21 protein-coding genes are annotated in these 24,338 nt (G+C 66.8%); 16 read left to right on the forward strand and 5 right to left on the reverse strand.

Annotation, left to right across the window (positions count from 1 at the left end; all coding sequences use genetic code 11):
* Nucleotides 1-7: 7 nt before the first annotated feature.
* On the forward strand, nucleotides 8-1,378 hold the full coding sequence (locus tag Q9235_RS06560) for a TIGR03808 family TAT-translocated repetitive protein (RefSeq protein WP_306226014.1): 1,371 nt from the start codon (nucleotides 8-10) through the stop codon (nucleotides 1,376-1,378).
* 7 nt (nucleotides 1,379-1,385) lie between these two features.
* On the opposite strand, the gene Q9235_RS06565 is transcribed toward Q9235_RS06560, so the two are convergent.
* Nucleotides 1,386-2,372, reverse strand: coding sequence for an asparaginase (locus Q9235_RS06565; protein WP_306226015.1), 987 nt, complete (start codon nucleotides 2,370-2,372; stop codon nucleotides 1,386-1,388).
* 140 nt (nucleotides 2,373-2,512) lie between these two features.
* Between Q9235_RS06565 and Q9235_RS06570 the strand changes: the two genes are divergently transcribed.
* From Q9235_RS06570 to Q9235_RS06590, 5 genes are all read left to right on the forward strand, one after another.
* On the forward strand, nucleotides 2,513-3,337 hold the full coding sequence (locus tag Q9235_RS06570) for an alpha/beta hydrolase (protein WP_306226016.1): 825 nt from the start codon (nucleotides 2,513-2,515) through the stop codon (nucleotides 3,335-3,337).
* Between the two features lie 111 nt (nucleotides 3,338-3,448).
* Nucleotides 3,449-3,685, forward strand: a complete 237-nt coding sequence (locus tag Q9235_RS06575) for an Lrp/AsnC ligand binding domain-containing protein (RefSeq protein WP_038361355.1) — start codon at nucleotides 3,449-3,451, stop codon at nucleotides 3,683-3,685.
* A gap of 215 nt (nucleotides 3,686-3,900) precedes the next feature.
* Nucleotides 3,901-6,201, forward strand: a complete 2,301-nt coding sequence (locus Q9235_RS06580) for an NADP-dependent malic enzyme (protein WP_306226017.1) — start codon at nucleotides 3,901-3,903, stop codon at nucleotides 6,199-6,201.
* 143 nt (nucleotides 6,202-6,344) lie between these two features.
* Entirely contained in the window at nucleotides 6,345-7,943 is a 1,599-nt protein-coding gene (locus Q9235_RS06585; protein WP_306226018.1) for a peptide ABC transporter substrate-binding protein, read from the forward strand.
* Between the two features lie 112 nt (nucleotides 7,944-8,055).
* Entirely contained in the window at nucleotides 8,056-8,913 is an 858-nt protein-coding gene (locus Q9235_RS06590) for a D-amino-acid transaminase (RefSeq protein WP_306226019.1), read from the forward strand.
* Between the two features lie 130 nt (nucleotides 8,914-9,043).
* On the opposite strand, the gene guaD is transcribed toward Q9235_RS06590, so the two are convergent.
* Nucleotides 9,044-10,348: a guanine deaminase gene (gene guaD, locus Q9235_RS06595; RefSeq protein ID WP_306226020.1), complete on the reverse strand. Its 1,305-nt coding sequence runs from the start codon at nucleotides 10,346-10,348 to the stop codon at nucleotides 9,044-9,046.
* Nucleotides 10,349-10,602: 254 nt separating this feature from the next.
* Here guaD and xdhA point away from each other — a divergent pair, with 254 nt between their 5' ends.
* The 10 genes from xdhA (at nucleotide 10,603) to Q9235_RS06645 (ending at nucleotide 22,596) form a co-directional block, all read left to right on the forward strand.
* Nucleotides 10,603-12,093: a xanthine dehydrogenase small subunit gene (xdhA, locus tag Q9235_RS06600; RefSeq protein ID WP_306226021.1), complete on the forward strand. Its 1,491-nt coding sequence runs from the start codon at nucleotides 10,603-10,605 to the stop codon at nucleotides 12,091-12,093.
* Nucleotides 12,086-14,428 (forward strand): xanthine dehydrogenase molybdopterin binding subunit, encoded by a 2,343-nt coding sequence (gene xdhB / locus Q9235_RS06605; RefSeq protein WP_306226022.1) that lies wholly within the window; start codon nucleotides 12,086-12,088, stop codon nucleotides 14,426-14,428. The genes xdhA and xdhB overlap by 8 nt, the downstream gene beginning before the upstream one ends.
* On the forward strand, nucleotides 14,425-15,267 hold the full coding sequence (gene xdhC / locus Q9235_RS06610) for a xanthine dehydrogenase accessory protein XdhC (protein ID WP_306226023.1): 843 nt from the start codon (nucleotides 14,425-14,427) through the stop codon (nucleotides 15,265-15,267). Before xdhB ends, xdhC begins: the two co-directional genes overlap by 4 nt.
* Nucleotides 15,251-16,795, forward strand: coding sequence for an ABC transporter ATP-binding protein (locus tag Q9235_RS06615; protein WP_306226024.1), 1,545 nt, complete (start codon nucleotides 15,251-15,253; stop codon nucleotides 16,793-16,795). The genes xdhC and Q9235_RS06615 overlap by 17 nt, the downstream gene beginning before the upstream one ends.
* The gene (locus Q9235_RS06620) at nucleotides 16,788-17,852 is read left to right on the forward strand and encodes an ABC transporter permease (RefSeq protein ID WP_306226025.1); all 1,065 of its coding nucleotides are present in this window, start codon (nucleotides 16,788-16,790) and stop codon (nucleotides 17,850-17,852) included. Before Q9235_RS06615 ends, Q9235_RS06620 begins: the two co-directional genes overlap by 8 nt.
* Before the next feature lie 256 nt (nucleotides 17,853-18,108).
* On the forward strand, nucleotides 18,109-19,032 hold the full coding sequence (locus Q9235_RS06625) for an ABC transporter permease (RefSeq protein WP_306226026.1): 924 nt from the start codon (nucleotides 18,109-18,111) through the stop codon (nucleotides 19,030-19,032).
* Nucleotides 19,033-19,063: 31 nt separating this feature from the next.
* A complete protein-coding gene (locus tag Q9235_RS06630) occupies nucleotides 19,064-20,143 on the forward strand; it encodes a BMP family ABC transporter substrate-binding protein (protein ID WP_306226027.1) in 1,080 nt (359 codons plus the stop codon).
* Nucleotides 20,144-20,457: 314 nt separating this feature from the next.
* Nucleotides 20,458-20,730, forward strand: a complete 273-nt coding sequence (locus Q9235_RS06635) for an HU family DNA-binding protein (RefSeq protein WP_047582325.1) — start codon at nucleotides 20,458-20,460, stop codon at nucleotides 20,728-20,730.
* An 85-nt stretch (nucleotides 20,731-20,815) separates the two neighbouring features.
* Nucleotides 20,816-21,991 carry a vWA domain-containing protein gene (locus tag Q9235_RS06640; RefSeq protein WP_306226028.1) on the forward strand — a complete coding sequence of 392 codons (1,176 nt, stop codon included), beginning with the start codon at nucleotides 20,816-20,818 and terminating at the stop codon, nucleotides 21,989-21,991.
* Nucleotides 21,988-22,596: a hypothetical protein gene (locus Q9235_RS06645; RefSeq protein ID WP_306226029.1), complete on the forward strand. Its 609-nt coding sequence runs from the start codon at nucleotides 21,988-21,990 to the stop codon at nucleotides 22,594-22,596. Before Q9235_RS06640 ends, Q9235_RS06645 begins: the two co-directional genes overlap by 4 nt.
* Before the next feature lie 3 nt (nucleotides 22,597-22,599).
* Here the strand turns inward: Q9235_RS06645 and Q9235_RS06650 are convergent, their stop codons facing one another.
* The 3 genes from Q9235_RS06650 to Q9235_RS06660 form a co-directional block, all read right to left on the reverse strand.
* Nucleotides 22,600-23,022, reverse strand: coding sequence for a universal stress protein (locus Q9235_RS06650; protein ID WP_306226030.1), 423 nt, complete (start codon nucleotides 23,020-23,022; stop codon nucleotides 22,600-22,602).
* A 362-nt stretch (nucleotides 23,023-23,384) separates the two neighbouring features.
* The gene (locus Q9235_RS06655; protein WP_306226031.1) at nucleotides 23,385-23,705 is read right to left on the reverse strand and encodes a 2Fe-2S iron-sulfur cluster-binding protein; all 321 of its coding nucleotides are present in this window, start codon (nucleotides 23,703-23,705) and stop codon (nucleotides 23,385-23,387) included.
* An 83-nt stretch (nucleotides 23,706-23,788) separates the two neighbouring features.
* Nucleotides 23,789-24,127: an Hpt domain-containing protein gene (locus Q9235_RS06660; protein ID WP_306226032.1), complete on the reverse strand. Its 339-nt coding sequence runs from the start codon at nucleotides 24,125-24,127 to the stop codon at nucleotides 23,789-23,791.
* Nucleotides 24,128-24,338 lie beyond the last annotated feature (211 nt).

Here is a 24,338-nt window from a genome sequence, read left to right on the forward strand (position 1 = left end):
AGCTTCCATGGCGCTTTCCCGACGCAACGTGCTGGCAATGGGCCTTTTCGGCACGACCGCGGCCGCTCTGCCCGCCCATGCCCAATCGCGCGGCGCGGGGGCCGGCCCGCTCGGCCATCTCGGGCTCGATGCCGGCCAGCTCGGCCTGCGCCCCGGGGCAGCCGAAGATCAGTCGCGGCAGCTCCTGGCAGCCCTGAAGCAGGCATCCGCGCGTGGCGCCCCGCTGCTGCTCCCGCCCGGCCGCTACCGGATCGGCGGCGTCGCCCTGCCCGAGAATGCACGGATCGTCGGCGTACCCGGCGAAACGCATCTCGTCACCGCCAACGGCCAGCCCGTGCTGATCGCCCGCAATACCGGCCGGGCGGAGCTTTCCGGCCTGAGCTTCGACGGGCTCGACATTCCCGCCACCCAGCGCGGCGGCCTGCTGGCGGCCGAGAATGTCGGTGAACTCGTCGTCTCCGACTGCGCCTTTGCCAAGGCTGGCTCAGTGGGACTGACGCTCGACCGCTGCGGCGGGCGGGTCACAGCGAGCCGCTTCCGCAACATGCGGGATGCCGCCTTGTTCGCGATCGATTCGAAAGGCCTCGCGGTCGAGCAGAACCGGATCGAGGATTGCGGCAATAACGGCATCCAGATCTGGCGCAACCAGCCGGGCGACGACGGCTCGATCGTGCGCGGCAACCATGTCATGCGCATCCGCACCGATGCCGGTGGCAGCGGCCAGAACGGCAACGGCATCAGCGTCTTCCGCGCCGGCGGCGTCATCATCGAGGGCAATCAGATCCGCGACTGCGCGCTGACCTTCATCCGCAACAATTCAGGCGCGGGCGTCCAGATGCTCGGCAATCAGGGGCGCCGCTGCGGCGAGGTCGCGATCTACAGCGAATTCGCCTTCGAGGGCGCGATCATCGCCAACAACCATATCGAGGATTGCGTCTCGGGCGTCTCGATCACCAATCTCGACCAGGGCGGGCGCATGGCGGTCTGCGCCAACAACCTCATCCGCCGGACGACGCGCAAGGCCGTGCCCTACAGCAAGGAACCGGTCGGCGGCTACGCCATCCATGTCGAGGCGGAAGCCGCGGTGACCGGCAACGTCATCGAGGAGGCCAGCGATATCGGCATCGCGCTCGGCTGGTCCTGGGCCATGCGCAATCTCGCCGCCACCGGCAACGTCATCCGCAAGACCGGGATCGGCATCTCGGTCTCGCTGGTGCCGAAGGAGCGCAATGCGCTGATCGCCAACAACGTCATCTCAGAGGCCCGCGACGGCGCCGTAATCGGCACCGAATACGGCAAGCCCGTCACCGGCGACCTGACGAAGGCCTCCGATGCGAGGGCCTCGGGGGTCGTGGTCGCGAACAACGCCGTGCGTTGAGCCCGGTTCAGGCGGCGGGCGCGCGGATGCGGCCGACCTCGATGCCGTTCCAGTTCTTCAGCACGGTCTCGCGCAGCGGCGCAAACGCGGCCTGCGTGGCATCGTCCATCGGCAGGAAGCGCGCGATCAGGGCGCCGAGCGCGACCTCGGCGGCACGGCCGGCACCGTCATCGCATTTCAGGGCGATGCCGTAGCCCAGTTCCGGCAAGGCAGCGCAATAGACGCCCTCGGCCCCGGTCTTGGTGAAGGCGCGCGCGCCGAGCAGGTCCATCAGGCGCGTGTCGTAGCGGCCCGTACCGGCGACCATGAAAGGATGGGCCGCCGCAGCCGCCCGGATGCGCGCCGCCGCCTTCGCCCGCTCCGGCCCGAAGCCGCGGCCGGTGCCGAGCCGGGCGAAGCCCAGCGCCAGCGCCGAGAGCGGCACGGCGTAGGACGGGATCGAGCAGCCGTCCGTGCCCATCCGGTCTGGGCTATGGACCGCGCCGGTCACGGCCTCCAGCGCGCCGCGCACGGCCTGCTGCACGGGATGGCTCGCCTTCACGTAGCCCGCCGGGTCCTCATCCATGTTGCAGGACAGGCAGACGAAGCCGGCATGCTTGCCGGAGCAGTTGTTGTTGAGGGCGCCCGACTTCGCCAGGGCGCGAGAGACGAGATCGTTCGACGGCCAATGCGCACCGCATTCGAGGCAACCGGCATCGCGGCCGGCCTTGCGCAGCATCGCGAGCGAGGTTTCGGCATGAAGCGGTTCGCCGGAATGCGAGGAGACGGCGAGCGCGATCTCGGCCTCGGTCAGCCCGTAGCGATCAGCGGCGCCGCTCTCGATCAGCGGCAGGCCCTGGATCGCCTTGACGGCCGAACGCGGGAAGACCGGGCGCTCGACATCGCCGGCCGAGAAAACCACGCCGCCATCGGCATCGACGACGATCGCCGCGCCGCGATGGCGCGATTCGACGACATTGCCGCGCGTGACCTCGGCGAGAACGGGATTTTCCATGGCGACCTCCATTGCCCATTCGTGAGGGCTTGCCGCCTTTTGGCGCCGCAGCGGGGTCCTGTCAAAAGCGCTGGCGCGAAAGGCGCCGGGCTGCCACGGTGCGGCCCAGCCAAGCCACGCCCTTCAGCGATGGAAGACCGATGTCGCCGGACTACGAGACCGAGTACAACAACCGCGCCCGCGTGCCGGAGCATCCCGGCATCATCGCCGGCTGGCAGGTGGATGCCGCCGCCTATCGCAGTGAAGCGCTGTCCGAGCTGGACGTCTCCTATGGCGAGGGCGCGCGCCAGGCCTATGACCTGTTCAAGCCCGAAACGATCCGCGGCAACGCGCTGGTGATGTTCATCCATGGCGGTTACTGGCAGGCGCTCGACCGCAGCTATTTCTCGCATATGGCGCGCGGGCTGAACCGGCTCGGCCTGCCGGTCGCAATCGTCGGCTACGATCTCTGCCCGCAGGTCCATCTCGGCCATGTCGTCTGGGAATTGCAGCAGGCGGCTGCCGCGCTCTGGCGGCGCTTCGGCCTGCCGGTGGTCGCGACCGGGCACTCGGCCGGCGGCCATCTCAGCGCCTGCACGCTCGCCACCGACTGGAAGAATGTCGACCCCGACCTGCCGGACCAGCTCGTGCCGGCCGCCTATGGCATCTCCGGCCTCTACAATCTGAAGCCCCTCGTCGAGACCAGCATCAACAAGGCGCTGAATCTCGACCTGGCCGCAGCGGAGCTGGAAAGCCCGCTGTTCTGGCCGGCGCCCTCACGCCTGACCATGGATGCGGTCGTCGGTGGCGCCGAGAGTGACGAATATCACCGGCAGAGCCGCCGGCTCGTCGACGTCTGGGGGCTGGAGGGGGTGACGACGCGCTATGAGGAAATCCCCGGCGCCAACCATTTCACCGTGATCGCCGGGCTGACCGATCCGCAGAATGCGATGACACGGCGCATCGCCGCGCTCGCCGGCGCTTGATCTCGGCCCTTCTAAGATCATTCTTTCTTTGGGCATCGGCCTTTACCGAAAACCGCATTCCACTTTTCGGGCCGATGCCTTATCCAGACCGAGAGAGTTTCGGAGCGCGCCATGCAGACCTTCTTCGTCGAGATCAAATGCAAGCTCGGCAAGACCTACGAGGTCGCCAGCGAACTGGCCGATCGCGAGATCGCCTCCGAGATCTACTCGACCGCCGGCAATTACGACATCCTGGCCAAGTTCCACGTCGCGGCCGATGTCGATATCGGCCATTTCGTCGCGCAGAAGGTGCAGTCGATCCCCGAGATCGCCGACACCCACACGATCATCACCTTCAAGGCGTTCTGACCCCCCGCGTCGACGGCGCCGGAATTTGTCGAATCGTTTCCGGCGCTTGCATGCGAATTCTCGCATGCCGATTCAACGTCTTGCCAAATTGATTCAAGATTGCGCCTGCGCCACCCTTTCCGCCCCGGCGAAACTGCTAGCAGCGCCCCGACGGCTTGACGGCATGGGGGCTTTCGCGCGACCAGCATCCTTCGGACTGCAGGGATCCTCGCGCCATGAAAAGCACGCTCTCCACCGATCTGCGCTCGGGCGCGCTCGTCTACCATCGCCAGCCCCGGCCCGGTAAGCTCGAGATCCAGGCGACCAAGCCGCTGGGCAACCAGCGCGACCTCGCGCTCGCCTATTCGCCCGGCGTCGCGGCCGCCTGCGAGGCGATCGTCGACGATCCCTCCGAAGCCGCCGAGCTGACCTCGCGCCAGAACCTCGTCGCCGTCATCACCAACGGCACGGCCGTGCTCGGCCTTGGCGATATCGGCCCGCTCGCCTCCAAGCCGGTGATGGAGGGCAAGGCCGTCCTCTTCAAGAAATTCGCCGGCATCGACTGCTTCGATATCGAGGTCGAGCAGAAGAACATCGAGAAATTCGTCGAGGTCGTCGCGGCGCTGGAGCCGACCTTCGGCGGCATCAACCTTGAAGACATCAAGGGCCCGGAGTGCTTCGAGATCGAGGAGCAGCTCAAGGCCCGGATGAAGATCCCGGTCTTCCATGACGACCAGCACGGCACGGCGATCATCGTCGGCGCCGCCGTCCTGAACGGGCTCGACCTCGCGGGCAAGAAGATCGCCGACGTCAAGATCGTCGTCTCCGGCGCGGGCGCTGCCGCTCTCGCCTGCACCAACCTGCTGGTCGAGCTCGGCGCCAGTCGCCAGAACATCTGGATCAGCGACATCGACGGCGTGGTCTACAAGGGCCGCAACACCCTGATGGACCGCTGGAAGGAGGTCTATGCGCAGGAGACCGATGCCCGCACGCTCAGCGACATCATCGGCGGCGCCGACATCTTCCTCGGCCTCTCCGCTGCCGGCGTGCTCAAGCCCGAGATGGCCAAGCAGATGGCACAGAGGCCGCTGATCCTGGCGCTCGCCAACCCCAATCCCGAGATCACGCCGGAAGACGCGCTCGCCGTCCGCCCCGACGCGATGATCTGCACCGGCCGCTCGGACTATCCGAACCAGGTCAACAACGTCCTCTGCTTCCCCTATATCTTCCGCGGCGCGCTCGACGTGCAGGCGACGACGATCAACGAGGCGATGAAGCTCGCCGCGGTACGCGCCATCGCCTCGCTCGCCCGCGAGGCGACCTCCGACATCGCGGCCCGCGCCTATGGCGGCGAGGCCTCGACCTTTGGCGCGACCTCGCTGATCCCGAACCCGTTCGATCCGCGCCTGATCATGCGCATCGCCCCGGCCGTCGCCGAGGCCGCGATGGTGACCGGGGTTGCCCGCAAGCCGCTGGTCGATGTCGAAGCCTATCGCGAGCAGCTCTCGCGCTTCGTCTTCCGCTCCGGCTTCCTGATGAAGCCGCTGTTCCAGAAGGCCAAGGCCGATCCGAAGCGCGTGATCTATGCGGAGGGCGAGGACGAGCGCGTGCTGCGCGCCGCCCAGGTCGCGCTGGAGGAAGGGCTAGCGGTTCCGATCCTGATCGGCCGCCCGAGCGTGATCGAGACGCGCATCCAGCGCTTCGGCCTCACGCTCAAGCCCGGCGTCGATTTCGAGGTGGTCAATCCCGAGGACGACCCGCGCTATCGCGACTACGTCCAGACCTATCTCGACATTGCTGGCCGGCGCGGCATCACGCCCGAGGCGGCACGCGCGCTGGTACGTACCAACAACACCGTGATCGCAGCACTCGCCGTGGCGCGCGGCGATGCCGATGCGATGATCTCGGGCCTCGAAGGCCGGTTCATGTCGCGCCTGCGGCACATCAAGGACATCATCGGCCTAGCGCCAGGCGTCGGCGATCTCGCGTCGATGACCCTGATCATCACCAACAAGGGCGCCTTCTTCCTGTCGGACACCCATGTGAAGCACGATCCGACGGCGGAGGAGATCGCCGACATGACCGTGCTCGCGGCCGACCATGTCCAGCGCTTCGGCATCGATCCGAAGATCGCCCTCCTCTCGCATTCCGATTTCGGCGCGGCCGACACGCCCTCCTCGCTCAAGATGCGCAAGGCGCTGAAGCTGATCCGCGAGCGCGCGCCGCATCTGGAATGCGACGGCGAGATGGAGGCCGACACCGCCCTCGTCCCGTTGATCCGCGAACGCGTGCTGCCCTCCTCGACGCTGAAGGAGATGGCGAATGTCCTGATCTTCCCCAATCTCGACGCGGCCAACATCTCCTACCAGTTCGCCAAGGTGATGGCCGATGCCCTGCCGGTCGGCCCGATCCTGATCGGCACGGCCAAGCCCGCGCATATCCTCACCGGCTCGGTGACGGCGCGTGGCGTGGTCAACATGACCGCCGTCGCGGTGGTCGAAGCGCAGGAGAGCGCTGCGGCAGCGGCCGGCAAGTGAACCTGTAGCCAACTCCTGACAAGCGAGCAGCGAAAACCACGGCCACGCCGTCGCTTTCGCGCTTGGCAGACTCAACGCGACAGGGTCTACTCCCCCTGAAGTCGGGCATCGCTCGCAACGACGCCCGGCTCAGGGAGGTTGCCATGCTCGACGTCACGCGCCGCCATGCCCCTTTGGCCTTCGCCGCCATCCTGGCCGCGACCCGCGCTGCCACCGCGCAGGGCCGCATCGTATTCCATCGCGGCAATGACGGCGATCCCGAGACGCTCGATCCGCACAAGACCTCGACCGTCGCGGAAGCGCATCTGCTGCGCGACCTGCGCGAGGGCCTCGTCATCCACGACATGAAGGGCGAGGTCGCGCCCGGCGTCGCCGAGAGCTGGACGATGAGCCCGGACGGCAAAAGCTGGCGCTTCAAGCTGCGCGGCACCGCGAAATGGTCCAATGGCGACCCGGTCAAGGCCTCGGACTTCGTCTATTCCTTCCGGCGCATCGTCAATCCCGAGACCGGCGCGAAATACGCCAACCTGCTCTTCCCGATCCGCAATGCCGAAGCGATCCACAAGGCTGCGGCCGGTTCCTCGCTCGAAGCGCTCGGCGTCACCGCGCCCGACGAGAGCACGCTGGAGATCGCTCTGGAGCAGCCGACGCCCTACCTGCTCGAACTCCTGACCCATCAGAGCGCCCTGCCGGTGCATCCGGCCAGCGTGGCCAGGGCCGCGCAAGAACCGGCACGACCGGAGAACTGGATCACCAACGGCCCCTATATGCTCAAGGAGCTGGCGCCGAACTCGCATATCCGGCTCGACCGCAATCCACATTTCCACGCGGCAGGCTCAGTGAAGATCGATACCGTGATCTTCTATCCGGCCTCCGACCTCGCAGCCGCTGCGCGGCGCTTCCAGGCTGGGGAACTGCACCTCACCACCGACATCCCAGCCGACCAGTTCAAGAGCCTGAAGGAAAAGCTCGGCGACCAGGTCCAGATCGGCCCCTATCTCGCGACCTATTTCCTGATCATCAACAGCGCCAAGCCGCCCTTCGACGACGAGCGCGTCAGGCGCGCGCTCTCCTTGCAGATCGATCGCGAATTCATCGCCGACCGGATCTGGGGCGGCACGATGCTGCCGGCCTATGGCGTGATTCCCCCGCACATCGGCAATTATGGCGAGCGGGCCGAACTCGATTTCCGCCATGCCTCGATCCTGGAGCGCGAGGACGAAGCGAAACGCCTGCTCGCCTCGGCCGGGTTCGGCAGCGTGCCGCTCCAGGTCGAGTTCCGCTTCAACACCACCGACAACAATCGCCACACGGCCGAGGCGATCGCCGAGCAGTGGCGCGCCATCGGCGTCGAGACCCGCTTCGTCGAGACGGATTTCCGCACGCATTTCGCCTATCTGCGCGACGGCGGCGATTTCGACGTCGCGCGCTACGGCTGGGTCGGCGACTATTCCGACCCGCAGAACTTCCTGTTCCTGTTCGAGAGCGACAATGCCGGCTTCAACATCGGCAAGTACAGGAATCCGCAATTCGACGCGCTGATGAAGCTCGCGACCGAGGAGCTCGACCTCGCCCGGCGCGCCGCGGTCCTGCGCGAGGCCGACAGCATCGTCATCCGCGACCAGCCCTGGATTCCGGTGATGCACTACTCGACCAAGAACCTGGTCTCGCCGAAGCTCACCGGCTTCGAGCAGAACCTGCGCGGCGCGATCCCGACGCGCTTCCTGGGCCTGAAGGCCTGAAGGCCGGCCCTGCACCAGACGCCGGGCCGTTTCCCCGCCTTGAGGCTCGCAACCGGCGCCAAGCTTCGCTAGGAAGGGCTGGCGTTCCCTTCCAATCAGCGAGTCCGCATCGATGAGCCGCATCGTCTACGTCAATGGCGCCTATCTTCCCGAGGAAGAGGCCAAGATCTCCGTTTTCGACCGCGGCTTCATTTTCGGCGACGGCATTTACGAGGTTTCGGCGGTGATCGGCGGCAAGCTCGTCGATTGCGAGGCGCATCTCGCCCGGCTCGAGCGCTCCTGCGGCGAAATCCGCCTTGGCCTGCCCTGGTCGAAGGCCGAGCTCGTCGCGATCCACGAGGAGCTGATCAAGCGCAACAAGCTCGACGAGGGTGGCATCTACCTGCAGGTTTCGCGCGGCGCCTCCGATCGCGATTTCCCCTTCCCGAAGGATATCCAGCCCACGCTGGTGATGTTTACCCAGGCCCGCAACTTCGTGAACGCGCCGGGCGCCAAGACCGGCATCAAGGTCGTCTCGACGCCGGACCTGCGCTGGGCCCGCCGCGACATCAAGAGCGTCAACCTGCTCGCCCCCGTCCTCGCCAAGCAGTTCGCGCTGGAAAGCGGTGCGCAGGAGGCCTGGCTCACCGAGGACGGCGTGGTGACGGAGGGCGCCTCGTCCACCGCCTGGATCGTCAAGGGCAAGACCCTGATCTCGCGCCCGCTCTCCAACAAGGTGCTGCCGGGCATCACCCGCAAGGCCGTGCTGGCCTATCTCGCGGAATCCGGCTTCAGCTTCGAGGAGCGCGAGTTCACGCTGGAAGAGGCGCTCGACGCCGAGGAGGCCTTCATCACCTCCGCGACCAGCCTCGTCATGCCGGTGACCACGATCGACGGCCACACGATCCATAACGGGGCCCCCGGCCCGACCGCGCTGCGCCTGCGCGAGATCTATATCGACTACGCCCGCAAGGGCGGCGTGCTGGGCTGATACCCACGCGAATCATCCCGGACAAGCGGTGCAGCCGCGCCGATCCGGGATCCATGCCTGAACCGTTCCAGCATGGATTCCGGGTCTTCGCTTCGCTACGCCCGGGATCTCTTGATGTGGTGGATTGGGGCTACAGCCCCACCCGCTCCCCCATCACATAGGTCGCAGCAACGTTGCGCTCGTCGCCGAGCGTGACGAGCACGAAAAGCTCCTCCGCGAGATCGCGAACCGTATCCATGCGATGCGCCATCGCCCGCGTCGCCCCCGTATCGAGCACCACGACATCCGCCTCGCGCCCGGGCTCGAAGCTCCCGATCAGATGATCGAGACCGAGCGCCACTGCATTGCCGCGCGTGATCGCATGCAGGGCTTCCAAAGCTGACAGGCTTTGCCCTTGAAGCTGCAACACCTTGTAGGCCTCGGCCATCGTCCGGAGCATCGAATAGGAGGTGCCTCCGCCGATATCTGTCGCAACCGCGACCTTCACCCCGCGCTGCCGGGCATGGGCCCAGTCGAACAGCCCTGAGCCGAGGAAAAGGTTCGAGGTCGGGCAGAACACCGCGACCGCGCCGGTCTCGGCGAAGGCCTGCCATTCGTCATGGGTCATGTGGATGCAGTGACCCATCAGGCTCCTGGCGCCGAGCAGGCCGTAGCGCCGGTAGATATCGGCGTAATCAGCGGCTTCCGGGTAAAGCTCGCGAGCGAAGGCGATCTCGGCCCGGTTCTCGTCGATATGGGTCTGGACATGGCAGTCGGGGTGCTCGGCCGCCAGCCGCCCGGCCGCCGCCATCTGCTCCGGCGTCGAGGTGATCGCGAAGCGCGGGGTGATCGCATAGAGCTGCCGGCCCTTGCCGTGCCAGCGGGCGATCAACGCCTTCGAATCGCGATAGCCGCTCTCCGCCGTATCGGTCAGTGCCTCCGGCGCGTTGCGATCCATCATCACCTTGCCGGCGATCATGCGGGTGTTACGACGCTGCGACTCGGAGAAGAACGCTTCGGCCGATTTCGGATGCACCGAGCAATAGACCGCCGCCGTCGTGGTGCCATTAGCCAGCAACTCGTCGAGGAAGAAGCGCGAGAGCTTCTCGGCATGGCCCTGCTGCGCCAGCTTCTGCTCCTCGACGAAGGTGTATTTGTTCAGCCATTCCATGAGCTGAGCGCCATAGGAGGCGACGACCTGCGTCTGCGGCATGTGGATATGGGCGTCGATGAAGCCCGGCATGATCAGATGCGGACGATGGTCGACGATTTCGGCATCGACCGGCAGCGTCCGCAGCAACTCCCGCGCCTCGCCCGCCGCCTTGACCAGCCCGTTCTCGATGACGAGCAAACCATCCTCGACATAGCGATGCGCGGCTTCACCTGCCGTTTGCGGGTCATCGACGAACCAGAGCAGACGGCCGCGCAAGGCGCGCAGGGCGGTTGGTGCAGTCACGTCGGGCAGCTCCGGCACAATTCCACATCACATCTGCACCAAATCGAAGCTTCCGGCCAAGCGCGGATCATGCCTAATCTGCGGGCATGAGAATGGCCCTTGACCTCAACGCCGTCATCCCGGACGCAGCGCAGCGGAGATCCGGGATCCATGCCCGAACCTCTTTCGGACATGTTCCGGCATGGATCCCCGGGTCTCCGGTCGGTCGCCCGGGATGACCCGCGCATGGCGGCATCTTGATGGGAGCCCACGCGATGCGTGAGAGCTTGCGCTTCCTGCTCGGCGACAGACTGGTCGAGATCGAAAGCTGCGATCCGACCCTGACCGTGCTCGACTGGCTGCGCCTCGACCAGCGCATGACCGGCACGAAGGAAGGCTGTGCCGAGGGCGATTGCGGCGCCTGTACCGTCGTCGTCGGAAGGCTGGATCGCGCGCGGGTGCGCTACGAGGCGATCAATGCCTGCATCCGCTTCCTGCCGACGCTGGACGGCTGCCAGTTGCTCACCGTCGAGCATCTGAAGGGCGCGGATGGCTCCCTGCACCCGGTGCAACAGGCGATGGTGGAATGCCACGGCTCGCAATGCGGCTTCTGCACGCCGGGCTTCGTCATGTCGCTGCTGGCGCTCCGGCTCAACGAGGCGGAACCCGATACCGGCCGCATCGAGGATGCGCTCGCCGGCAATCTCTGCCGCTGCACCGGCTACGAGCCGATCATCGCCGCCGGCCGCCGCGTGGACGAGATCGCGCCGCGCGAGGCGGATCGCTTCCTGCTGGAGCGCGAGGCCGTTGCAGCGCGGCTTGCAGCGCTGAACGATACCGAGACGCTCGCCCTGCAAGGCGAAGGCGGTCGCTTCTATGCGCCCGCGACTGCCGAAGCGCTGGCCGAACTCGTCGCGGCATATCCGCAGGCGACGCTGGTCGCGGGCGCGACCGATGTCGGGCTCTGGGTCACCAAGGCGATGAAGCGGCTCGATCCGGTGATCTATCTCGGGCGGATCGAGGCGCTCCGCACGATCAGAGACGAGGGCGACCATCTGCGCTTCGGCGCGATGGCTGGTCATATCGACGTCCGCACGGCGCTGGCCGCCCTCTCGCCGCAGCTCGATGAACTGATGCGCCGCTTCGGCGGCGAGCAGGTGCGCAATGCCGGCACGATCGGCGGCAACATCGCCAACGGCTCGCCGATCGGCGACCTGCCGCCGGCCCTGATCGCGCTCGATGCGAAGCTGGTGCTGGCACGGCGCGACGAAACCGGCCTCGAACGGCGTACCATCCCGCTCGAAAGCTTCTTCATCGAATACCGCAAGCAGGATCGGCGCCCCGGCGAGTTCGTCGAGGCCGTGCTGGTGCCGAAGCTGGCGGAGGGCGTGCTGTTCCATGCTTCCAAGGTCTCGAAGCGCTTCGACGAGGATATCTCGGCCGCCTGCGGCGCCTTCCGGCTGACGCTCGGCAGCGACGGGCGCATCAGCGAAGCTCGTCTCGCCTATGGCGGCATGGCCGGCATACCCAAGCGGGCGAAGGCGGCAGAAGCTGCACTCGTCGGCCAGCTCTGGAACGAGACGGCCGTCGCAGCCGCCATCGCAGCCCTGCCGCAGGATTTCACGCCGCTCGACGACATGCGTGCCTCGGCGCATTATCGGCTCAGGATTGCCGGCAACCTGCTGCACCGCTTCCTGATCGAGACGACGGAAGCTGAAACACAGACGCGGGTTGCCGGCCTGCTGGCAGAGGCCGCCCATGGCTGACGCACGCCGCAAGCTCGATATCGGAGTGGAGAGCGGCCCGATCGGCAGCTCCCGCATCCATGATTCCGCGCCCAAGCATGTCGCGGGCGAAGCATTTTATATCGACGACATCGCCGCGCCCGAAGGCTTGCTGCACGCCTATCTCGGCACGAGCACGATCGCTCACGGACGGCTGCTCTCGGTCGACCTCGATGCCGTCCGCGCCGCGCCGGGCGTGATCGCCGTTTTGACGGCAGCAGGCGTTCCCGGCGCCAACGACATCTCCTCGACCCATCTCCATGACGAGCCGGTCTTCGCGACCGAAACCATTCTGTTCCACGGCCAGCCGCTCTTTGCTGTCGTTGCCGAGACGCGCGAGCAGGCGCGCCATGCTGCGACGCTCGCGAAGACGGAGTATGCCGAAGAAGTGCCGCTGATCGACATCGCGACGGCTCGTCAAGCCGGCGGCAAGCTCGTGACCGCGCCGCTCAAGCTGGAGCGCGGCGATATCGCTGCCGGCCTCGCCGCGAGCCCGCGCCGGCTCAAAGGCACGATGGCGATCGGCGGACAGGAGCATTTCTACCTGGAGAGCCAGATCGCGCTCGCCATCCCCGGCGAGGACGAGGACGTGGCGGTGCTGGTCTCGACCCAGCATCCGAGCGAGGTCCAGCACATGGTCGCGGCCGTGCTCGGGGTCGGCTCGCATGCGGTCACCGTCGAGGTCCGGCGCATGGGCGGCGGCTTCGGCGGCAAGGAGACGCAGGCCAATCTCTTCGCCTGCGTCGCCGCCATCTGTGCTCGCAAGCTGAAGCGGCCGGTGAAGCTCCGGCCCGACCGCGACGACGACATGGCGATCACCGGCAAGCGCCACGACTTCGTCTGCGACTACGAGATCGGCTTCGACGACGAGGGCCGCATCCATGCGCTCGACGCCGTCTATGCGGCGCGCTGCGGCTGGAACGCCGATCTGTCGGGGCCGGTTACCGACCGCGCCCTGTTCCACATGGACAATTGCTATTTCTATCCGGCGGTGCGCGCCCGCTCGGAGCCGCTCTTCACCAACACCTGCTCGAACACCGCCTTCCGCGGCTTCGGCGGGCCGCAAGGCATGGTGGGGGCCGAGCGCTTCATCGAGGAGGTCGCCTACGCGACTGGGCTCGACCCGCTGGAGGTCCGCCGGCGCAATCTCTATGGCGATGCCGGCCGCAACGTCACGCCCTACCACCAGACCGTCGAGGACAATATCGCGGCCGAGGTGATCGCGGAGCTGGAGCGGCGCTGCGACTATCAGGCGCGCAAGGCCGCGATCCGAGAGGCCAATGCGAAAAGCCCCATCGTCAAGCGCGGCATCGCTTTGACGCCGGTGAAGTTCGGCATCTCCTTCACCGCGACCTGGTTCAACCAGGCGGGTGCGCTGGTGCATGTCTACACCGACGGCACGGTCGCGCTGAACCATGGCGGCACCGAGATGGGGCAAGGGCTCTATATCAAGGTGGCGCAGGTGGTGGCGCACGCCTTCGGCATCGGGCTCGACCAGATCAAGATTACCGCCACGACGACCGGCAAGGTGCCGAACACCTCGGCGACCGCCGCCTCGTCCGGCTCCGATCTCAACGGCATGGCCGCGCTCGACGCCTGTGACACGATCAAGAAGCGATTGACGGAATTCGCCGGGAAGCATTGGCAGGTCGCGGCGGAGGACATCGCCTTCCTGCCGGGCCGCGTGAAGGTTGGCGCCCGGGAGATCGCTTTCAAGGACCTGATCGCCGCTGCCTATATGGCCCGCGTCCAGCTTTCGGCGACGGGCTTCTACGCGACCCCGAAAATCCATTGGGACCGCAAGGCAGGGCGCGGCCACCCCTTCTATTATTTCTCCTATGGCGCGGCGGCGGCCGAGGTCGCGATCGATACGTTGACCGGCGAATACAAGGTCGAGCGCGTCGACATCCTCCACGATTGCGGGCAATCGCTGAACCCGGCGATCGACAAGGGCCAGATCGAGGGCGGCTTCGTGCAGGGCATGGGCTGGCTGACGACCGAGGAACTGGTCTGGGACAAGAAGGGCCGGCTCTGGACCCACGCTCCCTCGACCTACAAGATCCCCGTAGCCTCCGACCGGCCGCGCGTCTTCAACGTGCATCTGCTGGAGAATGCGCCGAACCGCGAGCCGACGATCCATCGTTCCAAGGCTGTCGGCGAGCCGCCTCTGATGCTGGCGATCTCGGTTCTGCACGCGCTGTCGGATGCGGTGGCGAGCGTCGGCGATCATCGCATCTGCCCGCGCCTCGACGCCCCGGCGACGCCGGAACGGGTGCTCGATGCGGTTGAGAGGGTCAGGGCGGAGGCCGGACGATGAGCCTCGCCGCTTTCCTCATCACCCATCAGCGCAACGGCATCGTTCTCGTCCGAATCGAGGCCGCCGAGGGCTCGACGCCGCGCGAGGCGGGCGCCTGCATGGCGGTCAGCTCCGGCGCCATCGCGGGCACCATCGGCGGCGGGCAGCTCGAATTCCACTGCATCGACATCGCCCGGCACATGCTCAGCGAGGGCGCCGAGGATCAGTTGCTCGACATTCCGCTCGGGCCGCAGATGGGACAGTGCTGCGGCGGGAGGGTGCGTGTCTCGCTCCGTCACACCGGCGCGGCCGAAATCGCCCTGTTCAGCGCCCGCGAGAAGGCGGAAGCGGCGGCGAGGCCGCCGGTGCTGATATTTGGCGCCGGCCATACCGGCCGCGCGCTGGCGAAGGCGCTGGCGCCCCTGCCGGTTTCTGTCTCGCTCATCGACGATCGCGATGATGTCATGAGCGGGCTGCCGGCGGCCGTGACTTGCATCCGCATGGCCGATCCAGTCGATGCGGTTGCGAGCGCTCCCGCAAGAGCCGCCTTCGTCGTGCTCTCGCACAGCCATGCGCTCGACTACCGGCTGGCCGAGGCGGCGCTGGCGCGCGGCGATGCGGCTTATGTCGGTATGATCGGCTCGGCGACGAAGCGCGCGCGCTTCGAATCGGGCTTCCTGCGCAGCGGCGGGCGGCGCGAGGCGCTCGCGCGCCTGACCTGCCCGATCGGCGGTTCGGATGTGGACGACAAGCGCCCGGAGGTGATCGCGGCCTTGACGGCAGCCGAACTGGTGCGTTGCTTGCTTGGCCGAAGGGCACCGGCGAAAGGGAGACGGTCGCGACATGAAACCGCCGCGTGAGCAGGATGTGCCGCCGCGGCTGGCGCTCGCCCATATCTCGAAGAGCTTTCCCGGCGTCAAAGCCAATGAAGACATCAGCCTGAGCGTCGCTCCGAGCGAAATCCACGCCCTGCTCGGCGAGAACGGCGCCGGCAAGTCGACGCTGGTCAAGATCATCTACGGCGTCCAGCAGGCCGACGAAGGCACCATCTCCTGGAACGGTTCGCCCGTTGCGATCCCCTCGCCCAAGGCCGCGCGCAAGCTCGGCATCGGCATGGTCTTCCAGCACTTCTCGCTGTTCGACGCGATGACGGTGATCGAGAATATCGCGCTCGGGCTCGACGAGGCCGTCGACCGCGAGGAACTGAAGCAGCGCGTCGCCGCGATCCTGCAATCCTATTCGCTGCCGCTCGACCCGGAGCGCGAGGTTCATACGCTCTCGGTCGGCGAGCGCCAGCGCATCGAAATCGTGCGCTGCCTGCTGCAGAAGCCGAAGCTCTTGATCATGGACGAGCCGACCTCGGTGCTGACGCCGCAGGAGGTCGAGCGCCTGTTCGCGACGCTGCGCCAGATCGCGGCCGAGGGCTGCTCGATCCTCTACATCTCGCACAAGCTGCACGAGATCAAAGCGCTCTGCGGCAGCGCCACGATCCTGCGCGGCGGGCGTGTCGTCGCGACCTGCGACCCCAGTGTCGAGACGACCAAGCGCATGGCCGAGCTGATGATCGGCGCGGAATTGCGCAAGATCGAGCACGGCAAGGCGTCTGGCGCCGGTGCTGTCCGGCTGGAGGCCAAGGGTCTGTCGCTCCCCGGCGAGCCACCCTTCGGCACCGATCTGGAGAGCGTTTCGTTCGAGGCGCGGGCCGGCGAGATCCTCGGCATCGCCGGCGTCGCCGGCAATGGACAGGCGGAGTTGCTGACCGCGCTCTCGGGCGAAAAGCTCGCCGCCCATGCCGAAGCGATCACGCTGGACGGGAGAGCTGTCGGCCTGGAAGGAGCCGGCGCGCGCCGCGCGCTCGGCCTGGCCTGCGTGCCCGAGGAGCGCAACGGCCATGCCGCCGTGCCGGATTTCTCGCTCGCCGATAACGGCGTCCTGACCGCGCGCCACCGCTTGCCCCTGGCCCCGCTCGGCATCATCAGCCGCGGCAGCGTGAAGCGCTTCGCCGACAGCGTGATCAAGCTGTTCGACGTCCGCACCACCGGCAACGCCGCGCTCGCGCGCTCGCTTTCGGGCGGCAACCTGCAGAAATTCATCATGGGCCGCGAGATCGGGCAGCAACCGGCCGTGCTCGTCGTCTCGCAGCCGACCTGGGGCGTCGATGCGGGTGCCGCCGCCGCGATCCGGCAGGAATTGGTCGATCTCGCTGCCAAGGGCTCGGCCGTGGTGGTGATCTCGCAGGATCTTGACGAATTGCTGGAGCTCGCCGACCGGCTCTGCGTCATCAACGAAGGCCGGTTGTCGGCGCCGCGCCCGGTCGCCAGCCTCGGCATCGACGAGATCGGCCTGATGATGGGTGGTATCCATGGCGCGGAGGCAGCCCATGCTTGAATGGCGCCGCCGTCGTGAGCCGAGCGCGCTGATGCTCCTCGCAAGCCCGCTGATCGCGATCGGGCTCACCATTCTGATCGGCATGATCGTTTTCACCGCCATGGGCTATGACGGTTTCCACGCGGTCGAGAGCATCTTCCTGACACCGTTCCTGGAGCCGCAGCGCTGGGGCGATATCGGGGTGAAGGGCGCGCCGCTCGTCATGATCGCGCTCGGGCTCGCCATCGGCTTTCGGGCCAATGTCTGGAACATCGGCGCCGAGGGGCAATATGTCATGGGCGCCATCGCCGGCACCGGCGTCGCCCTGCTGACCTATGACATGACGGGATGGTGGATCCTGCCCGCCATGATGCTGGCCGGCATCCTCGGCGGCATGGCCTGGGCCGCGATCCCCGCCTTCCTGCGCGTCAAGTTGCAGGTCAGCGAGATCCTGACCAGCCTGATGCTGACCTATGTCGCGGTGCAGTTCCTGTATTTCCTGGTGCGTGGGCCGTGGAAAGATCCGGGCGGTTTCAACTTCCCGCAGACGCGGATGTTCACCGCCGACCAGACGCTACCGACCGTACTGGAGGGAACGCTCGTCCATCTCGGCATTCCCGCAGCGCTCGCCCTCGCGGTCATCGCCTGGCTGCTGATGGAGAAGACGACCGCCGGCTACGCGATCAAGGTCGTAGGCCTCGCGCCGGCCGCGGCCCGTCACGGCGGCTTCAGTGCCGCGCGCACGACCTGGGCGACCATGCTGGCCAGCGGCGCGCTCGCCGGCCTCGCCGGTTTGTTCGAGGCGGCCGGCCCGTTCGGGCAGCTCACGCCGCAATTCCCGGTGGGCTACGGCTTCACCGCGATCATCGTCGCCTTCCTCGGCCGGCTGAACCCGCTCGGCATCGTCTTTGGCGGCATCGTGCTGGCAGGAACCTATGTGGGCGGCGAAATCGCGCAGTCGACGGTGAGGCTGCCCCAGGCCGCAACCGGCCTGTTCCAGGCGACGCTGCTCTTCATGCTGCTCGCCACCGACGTGCTGGTGCGCTGGCGGATCGGCTGGAAGCGGAGGGTGGTGTGACAGGCTCAACGCGCATCCCCCTTTGTCATTCCGGGGCTTCGCATCGCGAAGAACCCGGAACCCACGACCGGGCGAGCGGCAAAACCCGTCATGGTCGGGCTTGTCCCGACCATCCACGCCCTCCTTCGGCGCGCGTGGTGTTCAAGACATGGATGCTCGCCACAAGGGCGAGCATGACGGTGCGGCAAAGATCTCACCCAGTCGTGGGTTCCGGGTTCACGCCTACGGCGCGCCCCGGAATGACAAGGGATGAGCTATGACCTCAGCCATGCTCGTCTCCATCCTGATGACGCTGATCGCGGCCTCGACGCCGCTGCTGCTGGCCGCGCTGGGTGAGCTCGTCGCCGAGAAGGCCGGCGTGCTCAATCTCGGCGTCGAGGGCATGATGCTCTGCGGCGCGGTCGCTGGCTTCGCCGTCGCATTCTCGACCGGCAGCACCGGCATCGGCCTCGTCGCGGCGGCCTTCGCAGGCGTCGCGGCCTCGATGATCTTCGCCGTGCTCGCGCTTTCGCTGATGGCCAATCAGGTCGCGACGGGGCTGGCGTTGACGATCTTCGGCATCGGCGCCTCCTCGCTGATCGGCGCGGGCTTCGTCGGGCGCACCATCACGCGGCTCCAGCCGGTGTTTCCAGCGGCACTGTCGGAGCATCCGATCCTGCGGCTGGTCTTCGGCCACGACATCCTCGTCTATCTCTCGCTAGCGCTCGTCGCGGGTGTCGGCTGGTTCCTGCGCCGGACGCGGCCCGGACTGATCCTGCGCGCCGTCGGCGAGAACGATGCTTCCGCTCATGCGATCGGCTATCCGGTCATCGCCATCCGCTATGCGGCCGTTGCCTTCGGCGGCGCGCTCGCGGGGCTCGGCGGCGCCTATTTCTCGCTGGCGCTGACGCCGATGTGGGCGGATCGCCTGACCGCCGGCCGCGGCTGGATCGCGCTGGCGCTCGTTGTGTTCTCGGCCTGGAAGCCGGGGCGCCTGCTGCTTGGGGCCTATCTTTTCGGCGCCGTCATGACGCTGGAATTGCAGGCCAAGGCGGCCGGCGTCACCTGGCTCGCGCCGGAGGTCCTGGCGATGGCCCCCTACCTTGCGACGATTGCAGTTCTGACCATGATGTCGCTAGGACGGAAGACCGGCCGGCTCGACGCGCCCGCCTGCCTCGGCAAACCCTTCTCGGCGTCCTGACGCCGCAACCCATAACGGGGAGTTTTTGGACATGACCAGCATCATCACCCGCCGCAGGCTGACCTTCGGCGCGGCCGCCGCCTCCACCCTGCCGATCCTCGGCCGGGGCGCCTCGGCGCAGACCCCGCTCGGCGTCGGCTTCGTCTATGTCGGCCCGATCGGCGACCACGGCTACACCTGGACGCATAACCAGGGCCGGCTCGCGCTGGAAAAGGAATACGGCGCCAAGATCAAGACGAGCTTCATCGAGAACGTCGCCGAGGGACCGGACGCCGCCCGCGCGATCCGCCAGCTCGCCCAGGCCGGCAACCAGCTCATCTTCACGACCTCCTTCGGCTTCATGAACCCGACGATCCAGGTCGCCAAGCAGTTCCCGAAGCTCCATTTCGAGCATGCCACCGGCTATATGCGCGCCGAGAACGTCGCGACCTACGATGCGCGCTTCTACGAGGGCCGCGCCGTGATCGGCACCATCGCCGGCCATATGTCGAAGACCGGCCAGGCCGGGTATGTCGCCTCCTTCCCGATCCCTGAAGTGGTGATGGGCATCAACGCCTTCCACCTCGCCGCCCGCAAGGTGAACCCGAACTTCAAGACCAAGGTCGTCTGGTGCTCGACTTGGTACGACCCCGCCAAGGAGGCCGACGCCGCCAAGGCGCTGATCGACCAGGGCGCCGACATGATCACCCAGCACACCGATTCCGCCGCCCCGCTCCAGGCGGCCGAGCAGCGCGGCGTCTTCGCCTTCGGCCAGGCCTCCGACATGAAGTCCTTCGCGCCGAAGGCCCATCTCTCGGCCATCGTCGACGACTGGTCGGGCTACTACATCAAGCGCGTCAAGGACGTGATGGACGGCAACTGGAAGAGCGGCGCGGTCTGGCACGGGCTCAAGGAGGGCATGGTTAAGATCGCACCCTATAACGACGCCGTCACGCCGGCTGCCCGCGCCGCCGCCGACGAGGTCACCAAGGGCATCATCGCCGGCACGCTCCACCCCTTCACCGGCGAGCTGAAGGATCAGAAGGGTGTCGTACGCCTGAAGGCCGGCGAGACCGCCAGCGACGAGATGCTCTCGAAGATGGACTGGTACGTCGACGGCATCCAGGCCTGAGTTCGACACCTGTGCTGCGGCGGCTTCCGCCGCAGCGATTCGCCGGCTTCGGAAGGTAACGATAGGTCAGGTTGGCCGCACAAGCCTGTCGTGGCTCTAAAATGGGCTTGTTCCCGCGTGAAACCGATGGAACGAAGCCGTTTCCTGTGCGTATCTACCGCCGCAGGCATCGTCTTTCCGCGGTAACCGTGGCAACTGCGTGAGTTGCGCGCCGCGAATGGCATCCATGTGTCGCGGTCGCTCGTGTCGGAAACGAGCATGAACGGCCGTCATCCAGCACGCGACGCCTGAACCACCTTCTCAAGGAGGAATTCATGACCAAGAACGAACTGATCGCCGCCATCGCCGAAGAGACCGGCAAGACCAAGGCCGATGTCTCGGCCATCCTGGCCTCGCTCGGCGCGACCGTCGCCAAGACCCTGAAGAAGGGCGACGACGTCACCCTCGGCGGCATCGGCAAGCTCTCCGCCGCCAAGCGCGAAGCCCGCGAGGCCCGCAACCCCTCCACCGGCGCGACCATCAAGGTTCCCGCCAAGACCGTCGTGAAGTTCAAGGTCACCAAGGACCTCGCCGACGCGGTGGCGTAACAGCCAACGTTCGGGTTCGAGCGGCGTTCGCGCCTGTTGCGCGGACGCCGCTTGACCCGGCGCCCCATGCCCTCACATTAGCGGCATGTTCCTTCGCCTCTTCACCGATCTGCGCGCCGCCAAGGTCCCCGTGACCCTGCGCGAATATCTGACGCTGCTCGAAGGGGTGGAGGCCGATCTCGCCGAACATCGGGTCGACGAGTTCTACTATCTCGCCCGCGCCACGCTGGTGAAGGACGAGCGCCATCTCGACAAGTTCGATCGCGTCTTCGCCCAGGTGTTCAAGGGCATGGAGACGCTGCAGCAGGCGATCGAGGAAGCCGGCATTCCCGAGGAATGGCTGCGCAAGCTCGCCGAGAAATTCCTGACCGACGAAGAGAAGGCCCAGATCGATGCGATGGGCTGGGAGAAGCTCTGGGAAACGCTGAAGCAGCGGCTCGACGAGCAGAAGGGCCGCCATCAGGGCGGCAGCAAATGGATCGGCACGGCCGGCACCTCGCCCTACGGCGCCTATGGCTACAACCCCGAAGGCATCCGCATCGGCCAGGACAAGAACCGCAATTTCCGGGCGGTGAAGGTCTGGGACAAGCGCGAGTTCAAGGACTTCGACGACACGCGCGAGCTCGGCGTGCGCAACATGCGCATCGCGCTGCGGCGCCTGCGCCGCTTCGCCCGCACCGGCGCGGCCGATGAGCTCGATCTCGACACCACGATTTCAGAGACGGCCAAGCACGGCTATCTCGACGTCCAGCTCCGGCCAGAACGCCGCAACGCCGTGAAGGTGCTGCTCTTCCTCGATGTCGGCGGCTCGATGGACTGGCATATCGAATTGGCCGAGGAGCTGTTCTCCGCGGCGCGGGCAGAGTTCAAGCATTTCGAGCATTTCTACTTCCATAACTGCCCCTATGAGCGGGTCTGGAAGGAAAACCGCCGGCGCCACGACCAGCAGATCGCGACCTGGGACGTGCTCAGGACCTACCCGTCCGACTATCGCCTCGTCTTCGTGGGCGACGCCTCGATGAGCCCTTATGAGATCGCGATGCCCGGCGGCTCGGTCGAGCACTGGAACGAGGAGGCCGGCGAGGTCTGGATGGAACGACTGGCGACGAAATTCCCGAAGTCGGTCTGGCTCAACCCGGTGCAGCAAAATCTCTGGAACTACACCCAGTCGATCCGCCAGATCGGCGGATTGATGGGCGGGCGCATGTTCCCGCTGACACTCGACGGGCTCGATGGCGCGATGAAGGTTCTGGCGCGGTGACGCATACGGTTATGAACGAGGATGACGACGCCCCTGCCCCGAGCTGGCGTCAGCGCCCGAAGCCGGTCGGCTTCGAGATCGCCTACAAGCTCGACGGCGACACGCTTGAGGTCGACCGGACGCGCCGGGTCGACAGCATCCGCCTGAGCGCGGTCGAGCAGGTGCGCTTCGTCTATGCGCCCGGCAATATCTCGTCGAAGGGCTACAAGACACAGCTCAGGCTCAGCGATGGCCGGACCGTGACCTTCGGCAACCTTTCCTGGCGTTCGCTGACCGATCTTGACCGCGACGATCCGCGCTATCATCGTTTCGTCACGGCGCTGTCGGCGGCGATCGCGCGCGCCAATCCCAAGGCCCGCTTCGTCGCCGGGCGGCCGAAGCCGATCTGGCTCGGCGTCGCCGTCGTCGGCGCATTGTCGCTGCTGATGCTCACGGCCTTCACGCTGCGCGCCTTCCAGCAGGGCGCGACCAATGCCGGCCTGCTCGGCGTCCTGCTGATCGCCGCGTCGTTCTGGCAGGTCTGGCCGCTGGTCAATCTCAACCAGCCGCGCGAACTCGCGACCGGCGAAGTGCCTGAAAGCCTCGTCCCGGGCGGGACGGGCTGAGGCTCAGCGGACGACCAGCACCGAGCATTTCGCCCGGCGCACGATCGCCGAGGCATTCGAGCCGATGACATAGGCAAGCATGCCCGGCTCATGCGAGCCGATGACGATGAGGTCGATGCCGCCGGCATCGGCCTCGGCCAGAACCTCGCCATGGACCGAGCCGATCAGCACCTTGGCCGAGACCTGCTCGGCCGGGAGATCGACCTTCGCGGCGATCTCGGCGAGCTTGGCCTCTGCGTCTTCCTGCTGCTCGGAATCGAAATCAGCCGGCACGAACTCCATATAGGTGACCGGGATGAGCGAACGGACATAGACCAGTCGCACGCGCCCGCCCGAGATCTTGGCGAAGGATACCGCCGCCGCGATCGCCGGCTGAGCGAGTTCGGCCTCGGCGAGATCCACGGGGACCATGATCGATCTGTACATCGCATCCTCCTAGGCATCGAACCGACAGGCAGGCACCGCCTGTCGAACGCGCCGATCATACCACAGATGCCCGGATCGCTGTTGCCACGTCCGACGGGGCGTGCGGCAATCCGAGCGGGCTGTGCAACCATCATGGAGTTTGCCAGCACGCGCGCCATGATCCAGCGCAAATGTGGGGATGCGGCGCAGCGCCGCGCGCGGAACCTCAGGCTCGCCGGGTTCTGTTGAGAAACACATCGTCATCCCGGACAAGCTGCGCAGCAGCGCCGATCCGGAATCCATCGTAGAGCTCCGGAGGCCTTCGATGGATCCCGGGGCGAGCCCGGGATGACGAAGAGACTCCGAGATAGGCCGGTATGCCTTCAGCCCTGACGCTCGGGCGTGCGGACGACGAGCCCGTCGAGCTCGGCGCGGATACGGATCTGGCAGGAGAGGCGCGAATTCGGGCGCACGTCGAAGGCGAAGTCCAGCATGTCCTCCTCCATCGGCTCGGCATGGCCGACGGCGGCGGTCCAGGCATCGTCGACATAGACATGACAGGTGGCGCAGGCACAGGCACCGCCGCATTCCGCCTCGATGCCCGGAATCGCGTTGCGGATCGCCGTCTCCATCACCGTCGAGCCGGCTTCCGCCTCGACGGTGCGGCTCTCTCCATGAGCGTCGATGAAGGTGATGTTCGGCATGGGAAACTCCGGCGGCGCGATCTCCGGCACCGCTTAGAGCATTTCAAAGCGGCACGGAACGGGGTTTCGCGCCGCAGCCGTGCTCAGGCGGCGCAGTCGAAGCGGGCGATCGCCGCCCTCGCCTCGGCCGCGGCCAGGGCCAGCGCGTCGAGCGCGGTTTCGCTCGCCTGCTGCTGCGGCCCGGCGAGGCCTGCCTCGATACGATCCGCCGCCTCCGCCACCTGCCAGGCGCCGACGGCGCGCGCCGCGCCCTTCAGCGTATGAGCCGCGTCCATCCGCGCCTGCCGCTCGGTGCTGCCATGGATGGCCCGCAGATGGACGACGCATTGCTGGGCGAACAGCACCAGCAGTTCGCGCTCCAGCTCGTGATCGCCGGCGGTCTGGCGGGAGAGATAGGCGAAATCGATGGCCTTCTCGGTCATGTCGGACGCTCTTCGGCAGATGTCATCAAATGGCCGCACGGGTCGGCCTCATGCCCTTCAGGAAGCGCCCGGATGGTAAACGAGGCGTTAACGACGTTTGTGAATCGCGCGGTCAAATGGGTTTCCAACGCTCCGGGGGTCCACTACCCTTCCAATTGGTAAATGATGGGCGCAGTGTCTCCGTTCACCCGGCCAGAGGCGGCATGGGGTG

This window comes from Bosea beijingensis (genome assembly GCF_030758975.1).
Taxonomy (GTDB): Bacteria; Pseudomonadota; Alphaproteobacteria; order Rhizobiales; family Beijerinckiaceae; genus Allobosea; species Allobosea beijingensis.